This window comes from Microvirga sp. HBU67558 (genome assembly GCF_018069605.1).
Classification (GTDB): domain Bacteria; phylum Pseudomonadota; class Alphaproteobacteria; order Rhizobiales; family Beijerinckiaceae; genus Microvirga; species Microvirga terrae.
This window is the reverse complement of the sequence record NZ_JAGPUP010000439.1, coordinates 1-13,521: the sequence shown is the minus strand read 5'-3', so window position 1 is coordinate 13,521 and position 13,521 is coordinate 1. Positions and strand designations below refer to the sequence as shown.

Sequence of the window (13,521 nt, the reverse complement as noted above, 5' to 3'; positions counted from 1 at the left end):
GTTCTTCCGTATACCGCGATCTCTTCATGGCACTGACCCTCCTCAAGGATCAAAATGCCCGGAAAGTTTGATGGGTCAGGACCACTCGCCTGTCGTGCCCTTTCATCAGCGCCGGTCAATCAGGTGGTAGTGCCATACGCTCCGACGCAAAACGATCGCTTCCAAATCTGAGATCTGCCGTCGCGCACTGGGCAGCACAATTATTTGTCGGCTCGAACAGGCCTTCATCCATGCCTTTCGTCATGGATTACCTTCAGAACTTTGCGGGAGGCTCGTCCTCCTCAAACTTGTTATGAACTGACGCGAGTGCCTCCGGCACGGTTCGTTTGAAGCGGGCTCGCGGTGGCCGTATGCCATGGGTGAGTAGCACCCGCCGGATCAGCGGTCGGGCGCCAGCAACATAGATGGCTGCGTTGTGCCGTTGTGCTTTGCGCACGAAACCCTCGATGGTGGCAGCCGCCGTGCTGTCGAGCACCGGAACGGCCGAGAAATCGATGACATAAGCCTTAGGATGTTCTGCGATGCGATCAAGCGCCGCGGCCACCGTTGCGGCCGCGCCGAAGAAGAATGCGCCTGAGATCCGGTACACCACCACGTCCGGATCGGTCGCGAGCGTGGGATCGTACGGCTCACGGCCGTTGCCGTTCACGGTGTCGGGGCGATCCTCCTCCGGCAGGAGGGGAGATTGCTCGACTTCGACCGCCTCCGCCATCCGCTGCAGAAACACGAGCACGCCAATGCCGAAGCCCACGAGGATACCTTCAGTGAGATCGCGGAATACCACCAGCAGGAACGTGGCGAGCAGTACCACGGCGTCCCCCCTCGAGGCCCGCAGCAGCGTCGCGAACTCATGCTTTTCCGCCATGTTCCAGGCAACGGTCGCGAGGACAGCCGCCAGAGCCGAGAGCGGGATGAAGGAGGCGAGCGGCGCCGCAGTCAGCATGAACAGGAGCAAGAACACCGAGTGCAGCATCCCTGCGACCGGACCACGGGCCCCAGAGCGGACGTTTGTGGCGGTACGGGCGATCGTGCCCGTGACACAGATGCCGCCAAACAACCCCGAGGCAACGTTCGCGAAGCCCTGCGCCACCAGTTCGCAGTTCGAGCGGTGGCGACGGCCCGTCATGCTGTCTGCGACCACGGCCGAAAGGAGGCTCTCAATGCCGCCCAGCAGGGCAAATGACAGGGCGGCGGGAAGAAGCTCGGCGATCCTCGCGGCGGAGATCGGGGGCAGATGTGGCGCGGGCAAGGATTGGGGCAGGCCGCCGAAGCGGGTTCCAATGGTCTCGACGGGCAAGCCCAGGATCCAGGTCGCGAGGGCGGCTGCAGCCACCGCAATGACGAACACCGGCCAGTGCGGACGGAAGCGCCGGACGATGACAATGATGCCAACGGTCAGAAAAGCTACTACCAAGGCCGCGACATTCAGGGTCGGCAGGGCGTCCCAGAGCGCCATGAGCTTGGGAATGAAGGGCCCGGGTTCCTTGTCGAGCCGGAGCCCCAGCAGTTCCTTGAGCTGGCTCGCAAAGATGATGACGGCAATGCCGGCCGTGAAGCCCACGGTCACCGGATAGGGGATAAACTTGATGAAGGTTCCAAGCCGCAGGAACCCGATCGCCAGCAGAATCAGGCCGCTGAGCATGGTTGCAAGGAGGAGCCCATCGACGCCGTGCTGCTCGACAGTTGCCGCCACCAGCACGATAAAGGCCCCTGCCGGCCCGCCGATCTGAAACCGGCTTCCTCCCAGTGCCGAGACGATGAAGCCTCCGACAATAGCTGCGTAAAGGCCCCGGTCGGGGCTCACCCCTGAGGCGATGGCGATCGCCATCGAGAGCGGCAGGGCTACAATAGCGACCGTCAAACCAGCCGCGGCATCAGCGCGGAGGTCGGCTAATCGATATCGCTCCCGCAGGACCGTGACGAGCTTCGGAGTGAACAGTTCGGCAAAGGTTAGGTCAACAGCCCGTGCAGGCATACCGGCGCCTCCTCTAGCCACTGGAGCGGCAGGGATCATTGCTCCAAAGCAACGGTCGCGGTCATTTGCGTCAGGAGGAGCCGCTTGCGGTCTTGACTTGCTTGAACCGCACGCCTCGTCCGCCTTCACGGCTCACCGAATTCTCGCCGATGAGTTCTATCCCAGCCCGGTCGAACGCCTCGACAACCTTCGTAAGCGTCTCAACCACCCCTCGCACATTACCTGCGCTTGCTTCCATGCGTTGGATGGTTGGCAGCGAGACCCCTGCCATCTCCGCGAGCTGGCGTTGGTCAATGCCAAGGAGAGCACGGGCAGCACGGATTTGTGCGGCGGTGATCAATGAATGACACTCCCTCCATGCATTAAATGTCAGCCATGATCGCTGAACGATGATGTTGTGGCAATCAATCCAGATGAGTGATGGGTAAGCACCTGCAGCACGGCCGGTCTTCGCCCGGGGCGGCGCGGGGATGGGCCACACAGGGAGCCACAGGAGTTCTGCGCGCAGCGGGCCGTGGGCTGCTGCGCCGCTAGGGACGCCTGGTTGGACAGGATGGAGCGGATGGTCGTTGCACATCGCCCGCATTGAGGACTGCAGCCGAGGCAGCGGTAGACCTGGGCCAGCGTGCGCGGGCACAAGGGCCCATGCGACAGGCAGGTCTTCGTCACCATCTGAGAAAACGTTGCAGGAGCAGACGATCATGACGTGGAGTGCAGATCATCAGAGACGGCGGTCAACTGTCGAGGTGCTGCAGTGCAGCCGTGTTCCGCAACACGATCGATCGCCGCTGCGCCGGCATCGCGATGATGCCTTGGCGCTCCAGCTGTGTGAGGGTGCGGGACACGGTCTCAATCGTCAGACCGAGATAATCGGCGATGTCGGTTCGGGACATTGGGAGATCGATGTGTCCGTGGTCAGTCTCACGCTCTGCCAGGTCGAGCAGGAAAGCGGCGATTTTCTCCACGGCGCTTTTGCGGCCAAGTAATAGCATGTGGGCTTGGGCTCGTTCGAGCGCGCGCATCATCGCGGCTATGATCTGCCGGGACAAGGCCTCACCGCCGGTTGGTAACGTGTCGAGGCTGCCGCGCCGATACTTGATTACGGTCGTGTTCCCAAGCGCCTCGGCGGTGAAGCGGTGCTCCTCCCCGGTCTCGATGCCAAAGAAATCGCCTGGCAGGTGGAAAGACGCAATCTGCCGTCGCCCGTCATTGAGGAGCTTGCAGGTCCTCACTGCACCGGACACCACCTTGTACACAAAGACTGTCCTGTCACCTTCGGCGAAGATTTCCTCGTCTTTCGTGAAGGCACGGATTGCGCCCACAATGACGGCTTCTCGCTCCGGGCGGAACGACGGAACGCCCGTAAGCAGGGCGGGGCCCTGGATGGGCAGCGAAGCGGTGGCGGCAAGGGCGGTGTGCATGGAACCCTCGTTCTGGGTGTCTGACCTGAGTTGATCAATACTCCCACGCTTGATCCCGCAAAATTCAGATACTCTCCCTAGGGGATTCTACGGAGGTCGTCCCCGGCGCAGCGGGCCTGGTTATGCGGCGGCCGCCAGAGCACCGTGGATGCCGTCGAGCAGGGAACTGTCCTCGAGGGGCTTCTCCAAGACCTGCTGGAAGCCGGAGCGCAGGGCGCGCTCCCGGACCGCCGGTGAGCCTTTAGCCGTGATCAGGATGGCCGGCAGGCCAACATGTCGTTGCCGCAGACGCTCGACCAGGGTGATCCCGTCCACCTCCGGCATGGCATAGTCCACGACCAAGCACCCGCTTTGGGGCAGGGCGGGATCCGCCAGGAGCTGCTCGCCGCTGTCGTAGAGGTGCACCTCCAGCCCCTCCTGCTCAAGGGCGAACTTAAGGGACTGCCGAACGGCGGCGTCATCGTCGATGACGAGAATGATCGATCCTGGGAAGATTGGCATGGTGGCCCTGCTGCATTATCCTTGGGCAAACCCCCGCTCTGCGGGTGCAGGATTGATATGTCCCAAGCGCCCTGCCGAACCATTCAGGAATTGTCCTTAAGGCGCCTGTCTCGGATTGCCTGGATCGATGCCAGCCCGCAGCAGCTCACCTGCGCGGCGCGTTGGCCCACATCCGCATGCTCGTCACGTCAGGGCGGGTGCGGCTGCCGAAGAACGGAATCCCGAAGACGACCTTCAGCCCAAGCTCTGGCGGGCCTAAACGTCCAGGCGGCCGCCGAGAAGGCTCAGCGTGCCGAGACACCGACCGCGCGGTCGCGGCGGCAGTGACCGGGACACCGTCTGGCCTGCGACCGAAGGTGGTCAGGGCAATCCCTTAAGGAAAAAGCCTGGGTTTCGGCACCGGACCCGACGGCGTAACGCCTGAGAACCTACGGCGGGCCTCACCCATGCCGAACCGGTCCGTCGGCACCCTTTCCCCTGATGCGGCATCCCAGGAGGTCATCCGTGACGGACACATTGAGTGACAATACCATCCATCTCGTGAAGGCCACGGTGCCTGCGCTTCAGGAGCATGGGCTGGCGATCACCAAGCGCATGTACGAGCGCATGTTCCGGAACGAGGAGATCCGCGACCTCTTCAACCAGTCGCATCACGGCGAGACCGGCTCGCAGCCCAAGGCGCTGGCGAGCGCCATCCTGGCCTACGCCCAGAACATCGACAACCTGGGCGCGTTGGCGCCCTCCGTCGAGCGCATCGCCCAGAAGCACGTAGGCCTGAACATCCTGCCCGAGCACTACCCTCACGTGGCCGAGGCGCTGCTCGGCGCGATCAAGGACGTTCTTGGGGATGCCGCCACGGACGAGATCCTCACCGCCTGGGGCGAGGCGTACTGGTTCCTGGCGCACGTGCTGATCGGACGCGAGAAGGCCATCTACACCAGTCTCTCCACGGCGCCCGGCGGCTGGAACGGCTGGCGCAACTTCCGGATCGAGAGCAAGCAGCGCGAGAGCGAGGTCATCACCTCCTTCGTGCTCCGGCCCGAGGACGGCCGGCCTGTCCTGCTCCATAAGCCCGGTCAGTACCTGACCTTCTGGATCGAAGTGCCGGGCCAGCACCCGCTCAAGCGCAACTACAGCATCTCCAGCGCGCCGAACGGCGAGACCTACCGGATCTCTGTCAAACGGGAACCGCAGGGCATCGCCTCCACCTGACTGCATGAGCAGACCGAGATCGGGACCGTTCTCAAGGTGGCGCCGCCCGCCGGCGAGTTCTTCCTCAACGAGGAGTCGCCGCGCCCCGTGGTGCTCCTGAGCGGCGGCGTCGGGCTAACCCCGATGATAAGTATGCTGGAGACCATTGCGGCCCGCTATCCCAACAAGGCTGTGCATTACGTGCATGGCACGCTGAACGGCTCGACCCATGCCATGAGGGACCGTGTCTCTCCCTGGCCGAGGCCTATCCCAACAGCCGCGCGACAACCTTCTACGTCGAGCCGCGGCCGGAGGATCGGCTCGGGGACGACTACGATCATGAAGGCCTGATCACGGTGGACTGGTTGCGGGCCAACACGCCACTGAACGAGGCCGGCTTCTACCTGTGCGGCCCGCGGCCGTTCCTGCGGGCGTTCGTGGGAGGGTTGGCCTTGGCCGGATTCCGGTCGAACCGCATCCACTACGAGTTCTTTGGGCCGGCCGACGAGATCCTCGCCGCGGCCTAGCGATTACGGGAGGCTCCCAAGTGCCCGACGGGTCCGCCGAGAGGTATTGGGCTTGACGAAAGGGAGGAGGGAGCATGTCGGTGATCGAAATTTGGGACGGATCCGCGTCCGGCCGAATGCTTGACCTCTCCGCCATTCACGGCCCGATGAACGGGCAAAAGCGCATCTGATGGAACAAAAAGGAGATCCAATGGCGACTGGAACTGTGAAGTGGTACAACGAAACCAAAGGCTATGGTTTCATTCAACCGGACAATGGCGGCAAGGATGTTTTCGTCCATGCTACCGCGCTCGAGCGCGCCGGAATGCGTGGCTTGGCGGAAGGCCAGAAGATCTCCTATGAGGTGGAAGCTGACCGCCGCACCCGCAAAGAATCTGCGACCAACCTGCAGACGGCTTGATCAGCCTGTTAAGGTGTCAGCTCATGCTGAGCCTCAAGCCGCTCCTGACGGGGCGGCTTTTCGTTTCGGTGTGCCCGGCACCTCGGCCTTGGGGTCCTTGATGTACTCGGCGAACGTCGCCTCGTCCCAGGTCAGGCCGGAGTTCTTGTTGACGGGGAGTGCTTATAGCCGTCCACGGATCCCGAGCGCCGTCCGGTGACGCCGTTCAGGTGGGACCCACCGCATCTTGGCGTTCTCGCTGACCTGGTGGCAGGCCTTGCAAACGGCAAAGACTTTTTCGCCTGCATCGGCATCCTAAGCCTGGACTTGCGGCCGGGTCGAAGGTCAAGACAACAGGCACAAGAAGGGCGAGGCCCATCACAAACACTGGCCACGTCATGCCCAGAAGGTACCACTGAAAAGGTGCAAATCAGCAGGCTCATCCCGCGCGGCTTAGCTTCGGAAACACCTCATACGTTGCCTGAGAACTAACTAGACGCACGGATGAATCGCCTCCAACTGCATGAATGCTTCTACGGGCGCGCTACGGCGGCATCAATCCTGATGCGGATCGCATGAAGGACTCTGCACATGGACTTAAACGTCTGCGCAGACATCTCGACGCCTTCAGCATGGGCATCGATCGCCGCGGTGCAGTCAGACAGCGCGTTGGAAATGAAGATTAAGGTGTCCTCGTTATCGGGGCCATTCTCGATCCGGCCCGCTGCGTCATCCAGCATTCTCCGAGTGAGCTCGTCATATTGCTGATCGATCATAGGCTCCCCTCCGATCAGGACCGGCTCCCTCGGATATCCGCGTGGCCGGGGCTGCCCTGCGGGCCATGTCTCCGTAAAAATACGGAGTTTCTCTTTGCTCCGCATCAACGATACTGGCCTAAGATGCCGTAAAGTTCTTGGATCAACGTGGCTCCACATAATGATGAACAATCATGGAGGGAAACATGTCCAATCACGCCAGCCATCAGTACCGGATGTACTCGCCCGGCCTTGACCTGATGATGAAAGAGGTCGCGCGGACGCTAGGCCACATCGATTTCGAGCACCAGGTCGAACTGGAGAAAGTCGAGAAGAGCGCCAGCGCCAAGGAAATCAAGCAGTCCATCAGCGAAAAACTCAGGGCCGCCCACTGTGAGAGGCGTCAGCCCTATGTCGACCTGTTGAACCAGCTCTGGATGCAGCAACGCGGCCAGTCGTTCGCAGCCTAAGAGGATTTCCTTGTGGTTGATCTCAGGTGCTGATCCCACCGAAGCCTTCAGGAGGGTTCCATGCAATCCACGTTTCACATCGGTCAGCTTGTCCGTTTGAGCGAGGGTGCCGCTGACAGGGAGAAAGGACGCACCTACTGCGTCGTCAACATTGTCCCGGCTGGGACCGAGCGTCTGCCGGCCTACCTGATCAAGAACATGGCGGGTGGGGAGAAAATCGTGCAGCCGAAGGACATCAAGCCGGCTTCGGCTCATGCCCTGCCATAGCCGCAGCTAAGCCGCAGGCGCAGGTTGTTTTCTCAACCTCTGCGGCAGATCGAGGTGATGTTCCTACGCGGGGCGATTTCTTCTTCCACGGTCTCGCTCCAGGGATACGAGAGGGAGGAATGACATGATCGAGAACATCAAGAGCGTGTTGATCGGCCTGACGAAGGAGTTCGGTCCCGACGAGAACTCGGCCGCCTTGGGCTATGGCCTCTCGCTGGCGCAGCAGGCGGGCGCCCACGCCACTGTCCAGGCCGCTTCCGTCAAGCTGGACCTGTCGAGTGCCGGGATCAGCAAGGTCGTGGCCGGTCTTGTCCAGGAGGAGAACCAGCGCCTTCACGCCCTTGCCGAGGCGGCGGCCCGCAGTGCCCAAGGCGATGCCAGCGCGGCGGGAATTGTGTGGTCCACCGCAGCCCCGCATCTCAGCTATCCGGCACTGCTCGCCGTCTTCCGGGCGCAGGCCCGTCTGCATGATCTCACCGTGGTCGACGCAGAGCCGGAAGCCCTCGCCCTCGACCGGGGCCTGATCGATGCCCTGCTGATGGACAGCGGCCGTCCACTGCTTGTTGTCCCGCCCGGTCAGGCCGTATTCCGCGCCCAGCGTGTTATCCTGGCCTGGGACGGCAGCGGCCGCGCCGCCCGTGCCGCGGCCGACGCCCTGCCGTTCCTGCGGGCGGCCGAGACCGTGGAAGTGGTCGCCGTGATGGGCGAGAAGGACCTGCCCAGGACCGTAACCGGCGCCGACATCGCGCCGCATCTGACCCGCCACGGCTTCAATGTGAATGTCCAGACCCTGCCGGCCCTGAACGGCGACGTGGCCGAGACCCTGCGTAACCACGCTACCCTGACCCGTGCTGACATGATCGTCATGGGCGGATACGTCCATTCGCGGCTGCGCGAGTTGATGTTCGGTGGCGTGACCCAGTCCCTCCTGAAGCAATGCCCCGTAGCGCTGTTCCTCTCCTACTGACGTCAGGGGTACGGCAGGCCACGTCAGGAGAGCGGCCAAGCACCGACACAGCACATAGGAGGAGGTTGCCATGCCAAGGATGAAAGCTGCCGTCTTCGTCGAGCCCGGCCGCATCGTGCTCGACGAGAAGCCGATTCCGGACGTTGGTCCCCACGATGCGCTCGTCCGCATCACCACCACCACGATTTGCGGCACTGACGTCCACATCCTCAAGGGCGAATACCCGGTGGCCCGAGGCCTCACCATCGGTCATGAGCCGGTCGGCGTCATCGAGAAGCTCGGCTCGGCGGTGCAAGGCTACCACGAGGGCCAGCGGGTCGTCGCGGGCGCGATCACTCCGAGCGGGTACAGCGAGGCTTGCCTGTGCGGGTGCCACTCCCAGGATGCGGCCGGCACCAAGCATGGTTGGAAGCCGCTCGGCGGCTGGCGCTTCGGCAACACCCTCGATGGATCACGGGCCGAGTACCTTCTGGTGCCGGATGCCATGACGAACCTGGCTCTGGTGCCGGACGGTCTCACCGACGAGCAGGTGCTGATGTGCCCCGACATCATGTCCACCGGCTTTTCCGGCGCGGAGAGCGGCAACATCCACATTGGCGATACGGTGGCGGTCTTCGCACAAGGTTCGATTGGTCTGTGCGCTACCGCGGGCGCGCGCCTGATGGGGGCAACGACGATCATTGCGGTCGAGAGCGTGCCCGAGCGCATCGAGATGGCACGCCGAATGGGCGCCGATCACGTCGTTGACTTCACGAAGGCCGATCCGGTTGAGGAGATCCGCCGCCTCACTGATGGCCGCGGCGTTGATATTTCGATTGAGGCGCTCGGGCGGCAACAGACCTTCGAGGCAGCGTTGCGCGTGCTCCGTCCAGGCGGCAGCCTCTCATCGCTCGGCGTCTACTCGGGTGACCTCAAGATCCCGCTCGACGCATTCCTGGCAGGCCTTGGCGATCATACCATCCGGACCACGCTCTGCCCCGGCGGCAAGGAGCGCATGCGCCGGCTTATGGGAGCCATCGCCTCGGGACGCGTCGACACGCGGCCACTGGTGACGCACCGCTTCAAGCTCGATCAGATCGAGGAGGCCTATGACCTCTTCGCCAACCAGCGCGACGGCGTGCTGAAGGTGGCGATCACCCCATAGCCTCGGGGAGATGTCACGGCCGCCGATCAGGCCTGCTTCACATAGGTGCCGGGTGCATCGTACAGGGCAGGGTAACCCTGCGCCGGTGCACCCAGGGCCGGTGGATTGGTATGCTCGTCGGAATGTGAGCCCAGCCAGCGCACCCATTCCGGCCACCAGGAGCCCTCGAAGCGGGGCGCAACCCTGGTCCAAGTGTCGGGATCCAGATAGTGACCGCTGGCGGATCTCGTCAGAACCTGGAAGTTTCCTTTAGCCTGACCTGGATCGGCAACGATGCCGGTATTGTGCCCGCCCTTAGTGAGAAGGAAGGTGACGTCGGTATCCGCCAGGAGATGGATTTTGAATGCCGACCGCCAGGGCGCCACGTGATCGCGCTCGGTGCCGACCGCAAAGATCGGCGCCCGAATGTCACTGACGGCGATGGGCCGGCTATCGACCTGGAAGCGTCCTTCGGCGAGATCGTTGTTGAGGAAGAGCTGCCTCAGGTACTCCGTGTGCATGCGGTACGGCATGCGGGTGGCGTCGGCGTTCCAAGCCATAAGATCGTTCAGGGGCGTCCTCTCGCCCATGAGGTAGTGGCGGACGAGCCTCGACCAGATCAGGTCGTTTGAGCGCAGAAGCTGGAAGGCTCCTGCCATCTGCCGGGTGTCGAGATAGCCTTGGCTCCGCATGAGGTCCTCCAGGAAGTGGACCTGGCTCTCGTTGATGAACAACGTGAGCTCTCCGGCTTCGCGGAAGTCGGCCTGCGCCGCCAGCAGGGACATGGTCGCCAGGCGCTTGTCCCCATCGCGGGCCATGGCGGCCGCAGCAATCGAGAGGAGTGTGCCGCCAAGGCAGTAGCCGACCGCGTGAACCTTCTGATCGGGCTTGATGGCGTTCACGGCATCCAACGCGGCCATGATCCCGAGCTTGCGGTAATCGTCCATGCCCAGGTCCCGATCCTCCGCGGTCGGGTTCTTCCAGGAGATGATGAACACCGTGAAGCCCTGGTCCGTGAGATAACGGACGAGGGAGTTCTCGGGGGAAAGATCCAGGATGTAGTACTTCATGATCCAGGCCGGCACGATCAGGATCGGCTCCGGCCGAACCTGCTCGGTTGTCGGCTCATATTGGATCAGCTCAATGAGGCGGTTGCGATAGATCACCTTTCCCGGCGTGACGGCCACATCGCGGCCTGGCTGGAAGTGCTCCGCGCCAGCGGGGGGCTTGGAGCGGACAATCCGCTCCCAATCGTCCAGGAAGTTGCGGAAGCCCTGCACGAGGTTCTGGCCTCCCGTTCCTATGATGCGCCGCTGCACGACCGGGTTGGTCAGGAGAAAATTCGACGGCGATGCCATGTCGAGGATCTGGCGCGAAATGAACTCGACCACGGCCTGATGCTGCTTGGTGACGCCGTCTACATCGGTCGTGGCGTTGTCCCACCATTGCTGCTGGAGCAGGAAGCCTTGCTGCATGAGATTGAACGGCCATTGCTGCCACTCGGCCTCAGTGAAGCGTTTGTCCTGGGGCAACGGCTCGATGCACGGTTCGCATCTGCCTCCGCCCACTGCGCAGTGGGAGGCGAACTGCGCCAGTCGAGCCCATTTGCGGGCTGCCTTGGTGGCGAGTTCCACCTGCTTACCCGGCGAGATGGCCAGGTGGACGGCCCAATCCATGTAGGCGTCGGCAACGGCTGCCGGTGACAGCCCGCCGGTGAGGCGTGCCAGGCTCGCATGGGCAGCATGGTCAAGAACATCCCGGAGGCGATGGAGCTGAGCGTCATCCCAACTATCCGTTGAACCCTCCGGTGGGGGAACCAAGACGTGAGCTGCGGCTGCCTTACTTGGCTGTGCGTGCAGCGGGGCAACCTGGGTCGTACGGTTGGAGGCTCGGCCACCTTTAAGCGTCGTGGAAGTGCGAAGTGGCATTTCAGCCTCCGTGCTCTCACCCTCGTGGTAGGGCAGAGGATTGTCGTACAATGACAGCCGCTTTCGCCAAGTGCGTTGCGCTAGATCAAAGCATCGGTCCTGATTTCGACCACATAATGGTCGAGATTGATGGCTCGGCGAACCCGCTTCTCGCCTGGGCCGGCAGAGGGAGAGGACGATGATCAAGGACATCATGGTGCATCTGGATGGAAGCCCGGAGGACGAGATCCGTCTTTAATATGGCCAAGCCATTGCGTCCGCCGGGCAGGCTCACCTGATCGGCGTCTTCACCAACCTTCTGCCTGACCTGTCCATTGCCATGCCGTTCGATGGCGGCGCTGCCGCCGTCGTGCAGTTCGTGACCGAGTTGGAAGAACAAGCCCGCAAGGACGGCGATGCCACGTCAAAGCGTCTGGCCGAGAGGCTCACCGGACTTCAGGTGCCAACCGAGATACGCCGCTTCGACGAGACCTTCGGCACCATGTCGATTAAGGTGGCGGAACAGGCCCGTTACGCCGACGTCTTCATCGCCACGCGCCCCTATGGTGCAGGTGGCATTGTTCTCTTATTCCGGGGATCCTGGTCAAGCCCTTTGAGCGGCCCTTTCCGTCATTTCGGCTGATATCACCTGTCGGGTCATGGTTCTCTCCGTGGTCGGCAAACACCGCCGCATGATGGGGTCGGAAGCCTCAGCCTCGCCATGTTGCATACGCGGTCAATCTGCTCCCTGAGGTTCAGGTTTCAGGCCGCAACGGTGCCCACGCGATGGCTGCTGCCTCGTCCCGACAAGGGACATCACTCCGCCAGGGGGCGGATCTCGTGAGCTACAATCTCATGCCGGCAGGCCCTCCTTGTTGGACCAGCGGAAGTCGGTACCATCGTGCCACATTCTGTGGAGGATGACCGACAGCTTACGGGCGACCGCCACCATGGCCTTCTTTCCACCGACCTTCCTGGCGAGCCGCGTCCCCCACGCCTTGATCGACGACCAGCGCGAGACGCGGTTGAGAATGATGCCCGCCGCCTCAAAGAGGTAGGTTCGCAGGAGCGGATCGCCGCATTTCGAGATCCGCCCGCTCCGGTCGACCTCGCCCGACTGGTAGCGTCGCGGGGTCAGACCAAGATAAGCTCCCACACTCGAGGACTTCGAGAACCGTTCCGGCGCATCGATGACGCTGATATACGCCAATGCCACGAGTGAGCCGACGCCAGGAGCCGTCATGAGCCGCCGAGCCGCTTGGTTCTGTCGTGCCAGAGCCATGAGGCGACGGGAGAGGATGCCGATTTGCCGGCTGACCTCCTGCAAGGCTGTCAGGAGGGCCTCAACAGCATCCTTCAGTGGCCCATCGGCTACCAGTTCGCGCACGCGGTCAACAAAGGGCTGACGGCCTCCCTTGCCGGCGACCAGACCAAAGGGCTTGAGCATGCCGCGGATCTGGTTAATCAGGTCGACACGCACCTCGACCAGACGGGCTCGTGAGCTGAGGAAGCTACGGATCACTTGGCTGTCCAAGCTCTTGACGGTGACCTCCCGATACCAGCCCGTGCGCACGATTTGTGCCAGACCGAGCGCATCATTCGGGTCGGTCTTGTTCACCTGCAGGGACAGCGCTGCCTTGGCATGGCGGGCGTCCAGACAAATCACAGGCAAGCCGTGTTTCTTCAACTCATGCCAGTGCCATGTCGACAGCGGGCCGCTTTCCAGGCCAATCCGCACCACATGCGGCGCTCTCGCTTTGACGACTGCCGCAATGGCCTCGGGCGTCGAGGCGCATTTGCCGCGCCAGAGCGCCTTCCCATGCTCATCGACAATGCAGACGGCTGTCTGCTCCAGCGATACATCCAATCCGACATACTGCTTCATGAGGATACTCTCCGTTGGCTTCCAGTTTGGCCTGATCACATCAGACCCTACTTTACCGTCGAAGGGCACCAGGCCCGGAATAACCCCATGTTGCATTAACCTTTGCCGTGTAGCGAGGGATGGCTACTCGAGGAGCCATCCGGTTGTCGATCT

At 62.6% G+C, this 13,521-nt stretch carries 13 protein-coding genes and 2 pseudogenes; 7 read left to right on the top strand and 8 right to left on the bottom strand.

Annotated elements, in window-relative coordinates; genetic code table 11:
• Nucleotides 1-253 precede the first annotated feature (253 nt).
• The 4 genes from KBI52_RS04980 to KBI52_RS04965 form a co-directional block, all read right to left on the bottom strand.
• Nucleotides 254-1,975: a SulP family inorganic anion transporter gene (locus KBI52_RS04980; RefSeq protein WP_210805798.1), complete on the bottom strand. Its 1,722-nt coding sequence runs from the start codon at nucleotides 1,973-1,975 to the stop codon at nucleotides 254-256.
• 70 nt (nucleotides 1,976-2,045) lie between these two features.
• Entirely contained in the window at nucleotides 2,046-2,315 is a 270-nt protein-coding gene (locus KBI52_RS04975; protein ID WP_210805796.1) for a helix-turn-helix domain-containing protein, read from the bottom strand.
• A gap of 394 nt (nucleotides 2,316-2,709) precedes the next feature.
• Nucleotides 2,710-3,396, bottom strand: coding sequence for a helix-turn-helix domain-containing protein (locus tag KBI52_RS04970; RefSeq protein WP_210805794.1), 687 nt, complete (start codon nucleotides 3,394-3,396; stop codon nucleotides 2,710-2,712).
• 120 nt (nucleotides 3,397-3,516) lie between these two features.
• A complete protein-coding gene (locus KBI52_RS04965; protein ID WP_210805791.1) occupies nucleotides 3,517-3,897 on the bottom strand; it encodes a response regulator transcription factor in 381 nt (126 codons plus the stop codon).
• Between the two features lie 504 nt (nucleotides 3,898-4,401).
• Here KBI52_RS04965 and hmpA point away from each other — a divergent pair.
• Nucleotides 4,402-5,615: pseudogene (gene hmpA / locus KBI52_RS04960) on the top strand (NO-inducible flavohemoprotein).
• A gap of 190 nt (nucleotides 5,616-5,805) precedes the next feature.
• Nucleotides 5,806-6,015, top strand: a complete 210-nt coding sequence (locus KBI52_RS04955; protein WP_210805789.1) for a cold-shock protein — start codon at nucleotides 5,806-5,808, stop codon at nucleotides 6,013-6,015.
• A 69-nt stretch (nucleotides 6,016-6,084) separates the two neighbouring features.
• Here the strand turns inward: KBI52_RS04955 and KBI52_RS32700 are convergent.
• A pseudogene (locus tag KBI52_RS32700) lies at nucleotides 6,085-6,309 on the bottom strand (cytochrome c family protein); the annotation flags it as partial.
• A 218-nt stretch (nucleotides 6,310-6,527) separates the two neighbouring features.
• Nucleotides 6,528-6,770, bottom strand: coding sequence for a hypothetical protein (locus tag KBI52_RS04950; protein ID WP_210805787.1), 243 nt, complete (start codon nucleotides 6,768-6,770; stop codon nucleotides 6,528-6,530).
• A 185-nt stretch (nucleotides 6,771-6,955) separates the two neighbouring features.
• Here KBI52_RS04950 and KBI52_RS04945 point away from each other — a divergent pair, with 185 nt between their 5' ends.
• The 4 genes from KBI52_RS04945 (at nucleotide 6,956) to KBI52_RS04930 (ending at nucleotide 9,597) form a co-directional block, all read left to right on the top strand.
• Nucleotides 6,956-7,219 carry a hypothetical protein gene (locus KBI52_RS04945; protein ID WP_210805785.1) on the top strand — a complete coding sequence of 88 codons (264 nt, stop codon included), beginning with the start codon at nucleotides 6,956-6,958 and terminating at the stop codon, nucleotides 7,217-7,219.
• Nucleotides 7,220-7,279: 60 nt separating this feature from the next.
• Nucleotides 7,280-7,486, top strand: coding sequence for a hypothetical protein (locus KBI52_RS04940; RefSeq protein ID WP_210805783.1), 207 nt, complete (start codon nucleotides 7,280-7,282; stop codon nucleotides 7,484-7,486).
• A gap of 124 nt (nucleotides 7,487-7,610) precedes the next feature.
• On the top strand, nucleotides 7,611-8,453 hold the full coding sequence (locus KBI52_RS04935) for a universal stress protein (protein ID WP_210805781.1): 843 nt from the start codon (nucleotides 7,611-7,613) through the stop codon (nucleotides 8,451-8,453).
• A gap of 70 nt (nucleotides 8,454-8,523) precedes the next feature.
• Nucleotides 8,524-9,597 carry an NAD(P)-dependent alcohol dehydrogenase gene (locus KBI52_RS04930; RefSeq protein ID WP_210805779.1) on the top strand — a complete coding sequence of 358 codons (1,074 nt, stop codon included), beginning with the start codon at nucleotides 8,524-8,526 and terminating at the stop codon, nucleotides 9,595-9,597.
• Between the two features lie 26 nt (nucleotides 9,598-9,623).
• Here the strand turns inward: KBI52_RS04930 and KBI52_RS04925 are convergent, their stop codons facing one another.
• Nucleotides 9,624-11,504, bottom strand: a complete 1,881-nt coding sequence (locus KBI52_RS04925; RefSeq protein ID WP_210805777.1) for an alpha/beta hydrolase — start codon at nucleotides 11,502-11,504, stop codon at nucleotides 9,624-9,626.
• A gap of 319 nt (nucleotides 11,505-11,823) precedes the next feature.
• On the opposite strand from KBI52_RS04925, the gene KBI52_RS04920 reads away from it, so the two are divergent.
• Nucleotides 11,824-12,126 (top strand): hypothetical protein, encoded by a 303-nt coding sequence (locus KBI52_RS04920; protein ID WP_210805775.1) that lies wholly within the window; start codon nucleotides 11,824-11,826, stop codon nucleotides 12,124-12,126.
• Nucleotides 12,127-12,336: 210 nt separating this feature from the next.
• Here the strand turns inward: KBI52_RS04920 and KBI52_RS04915 are convergent, their stop codons facing one another.
• Nucleotides 12,337-13,368 (bottom strand): IS110 family transposase, encoded by a 1,032-nt coding sequence (locus KBI52_RS04915; protein ID WP_210805773.1) that lies wholly within the window; start codon nucleotides 13,366-13,368, stop codon nucleotides 12,337-12,339.
• Nucleotides 13,369-13,521 lie beyond the last annotated feature (153 nt).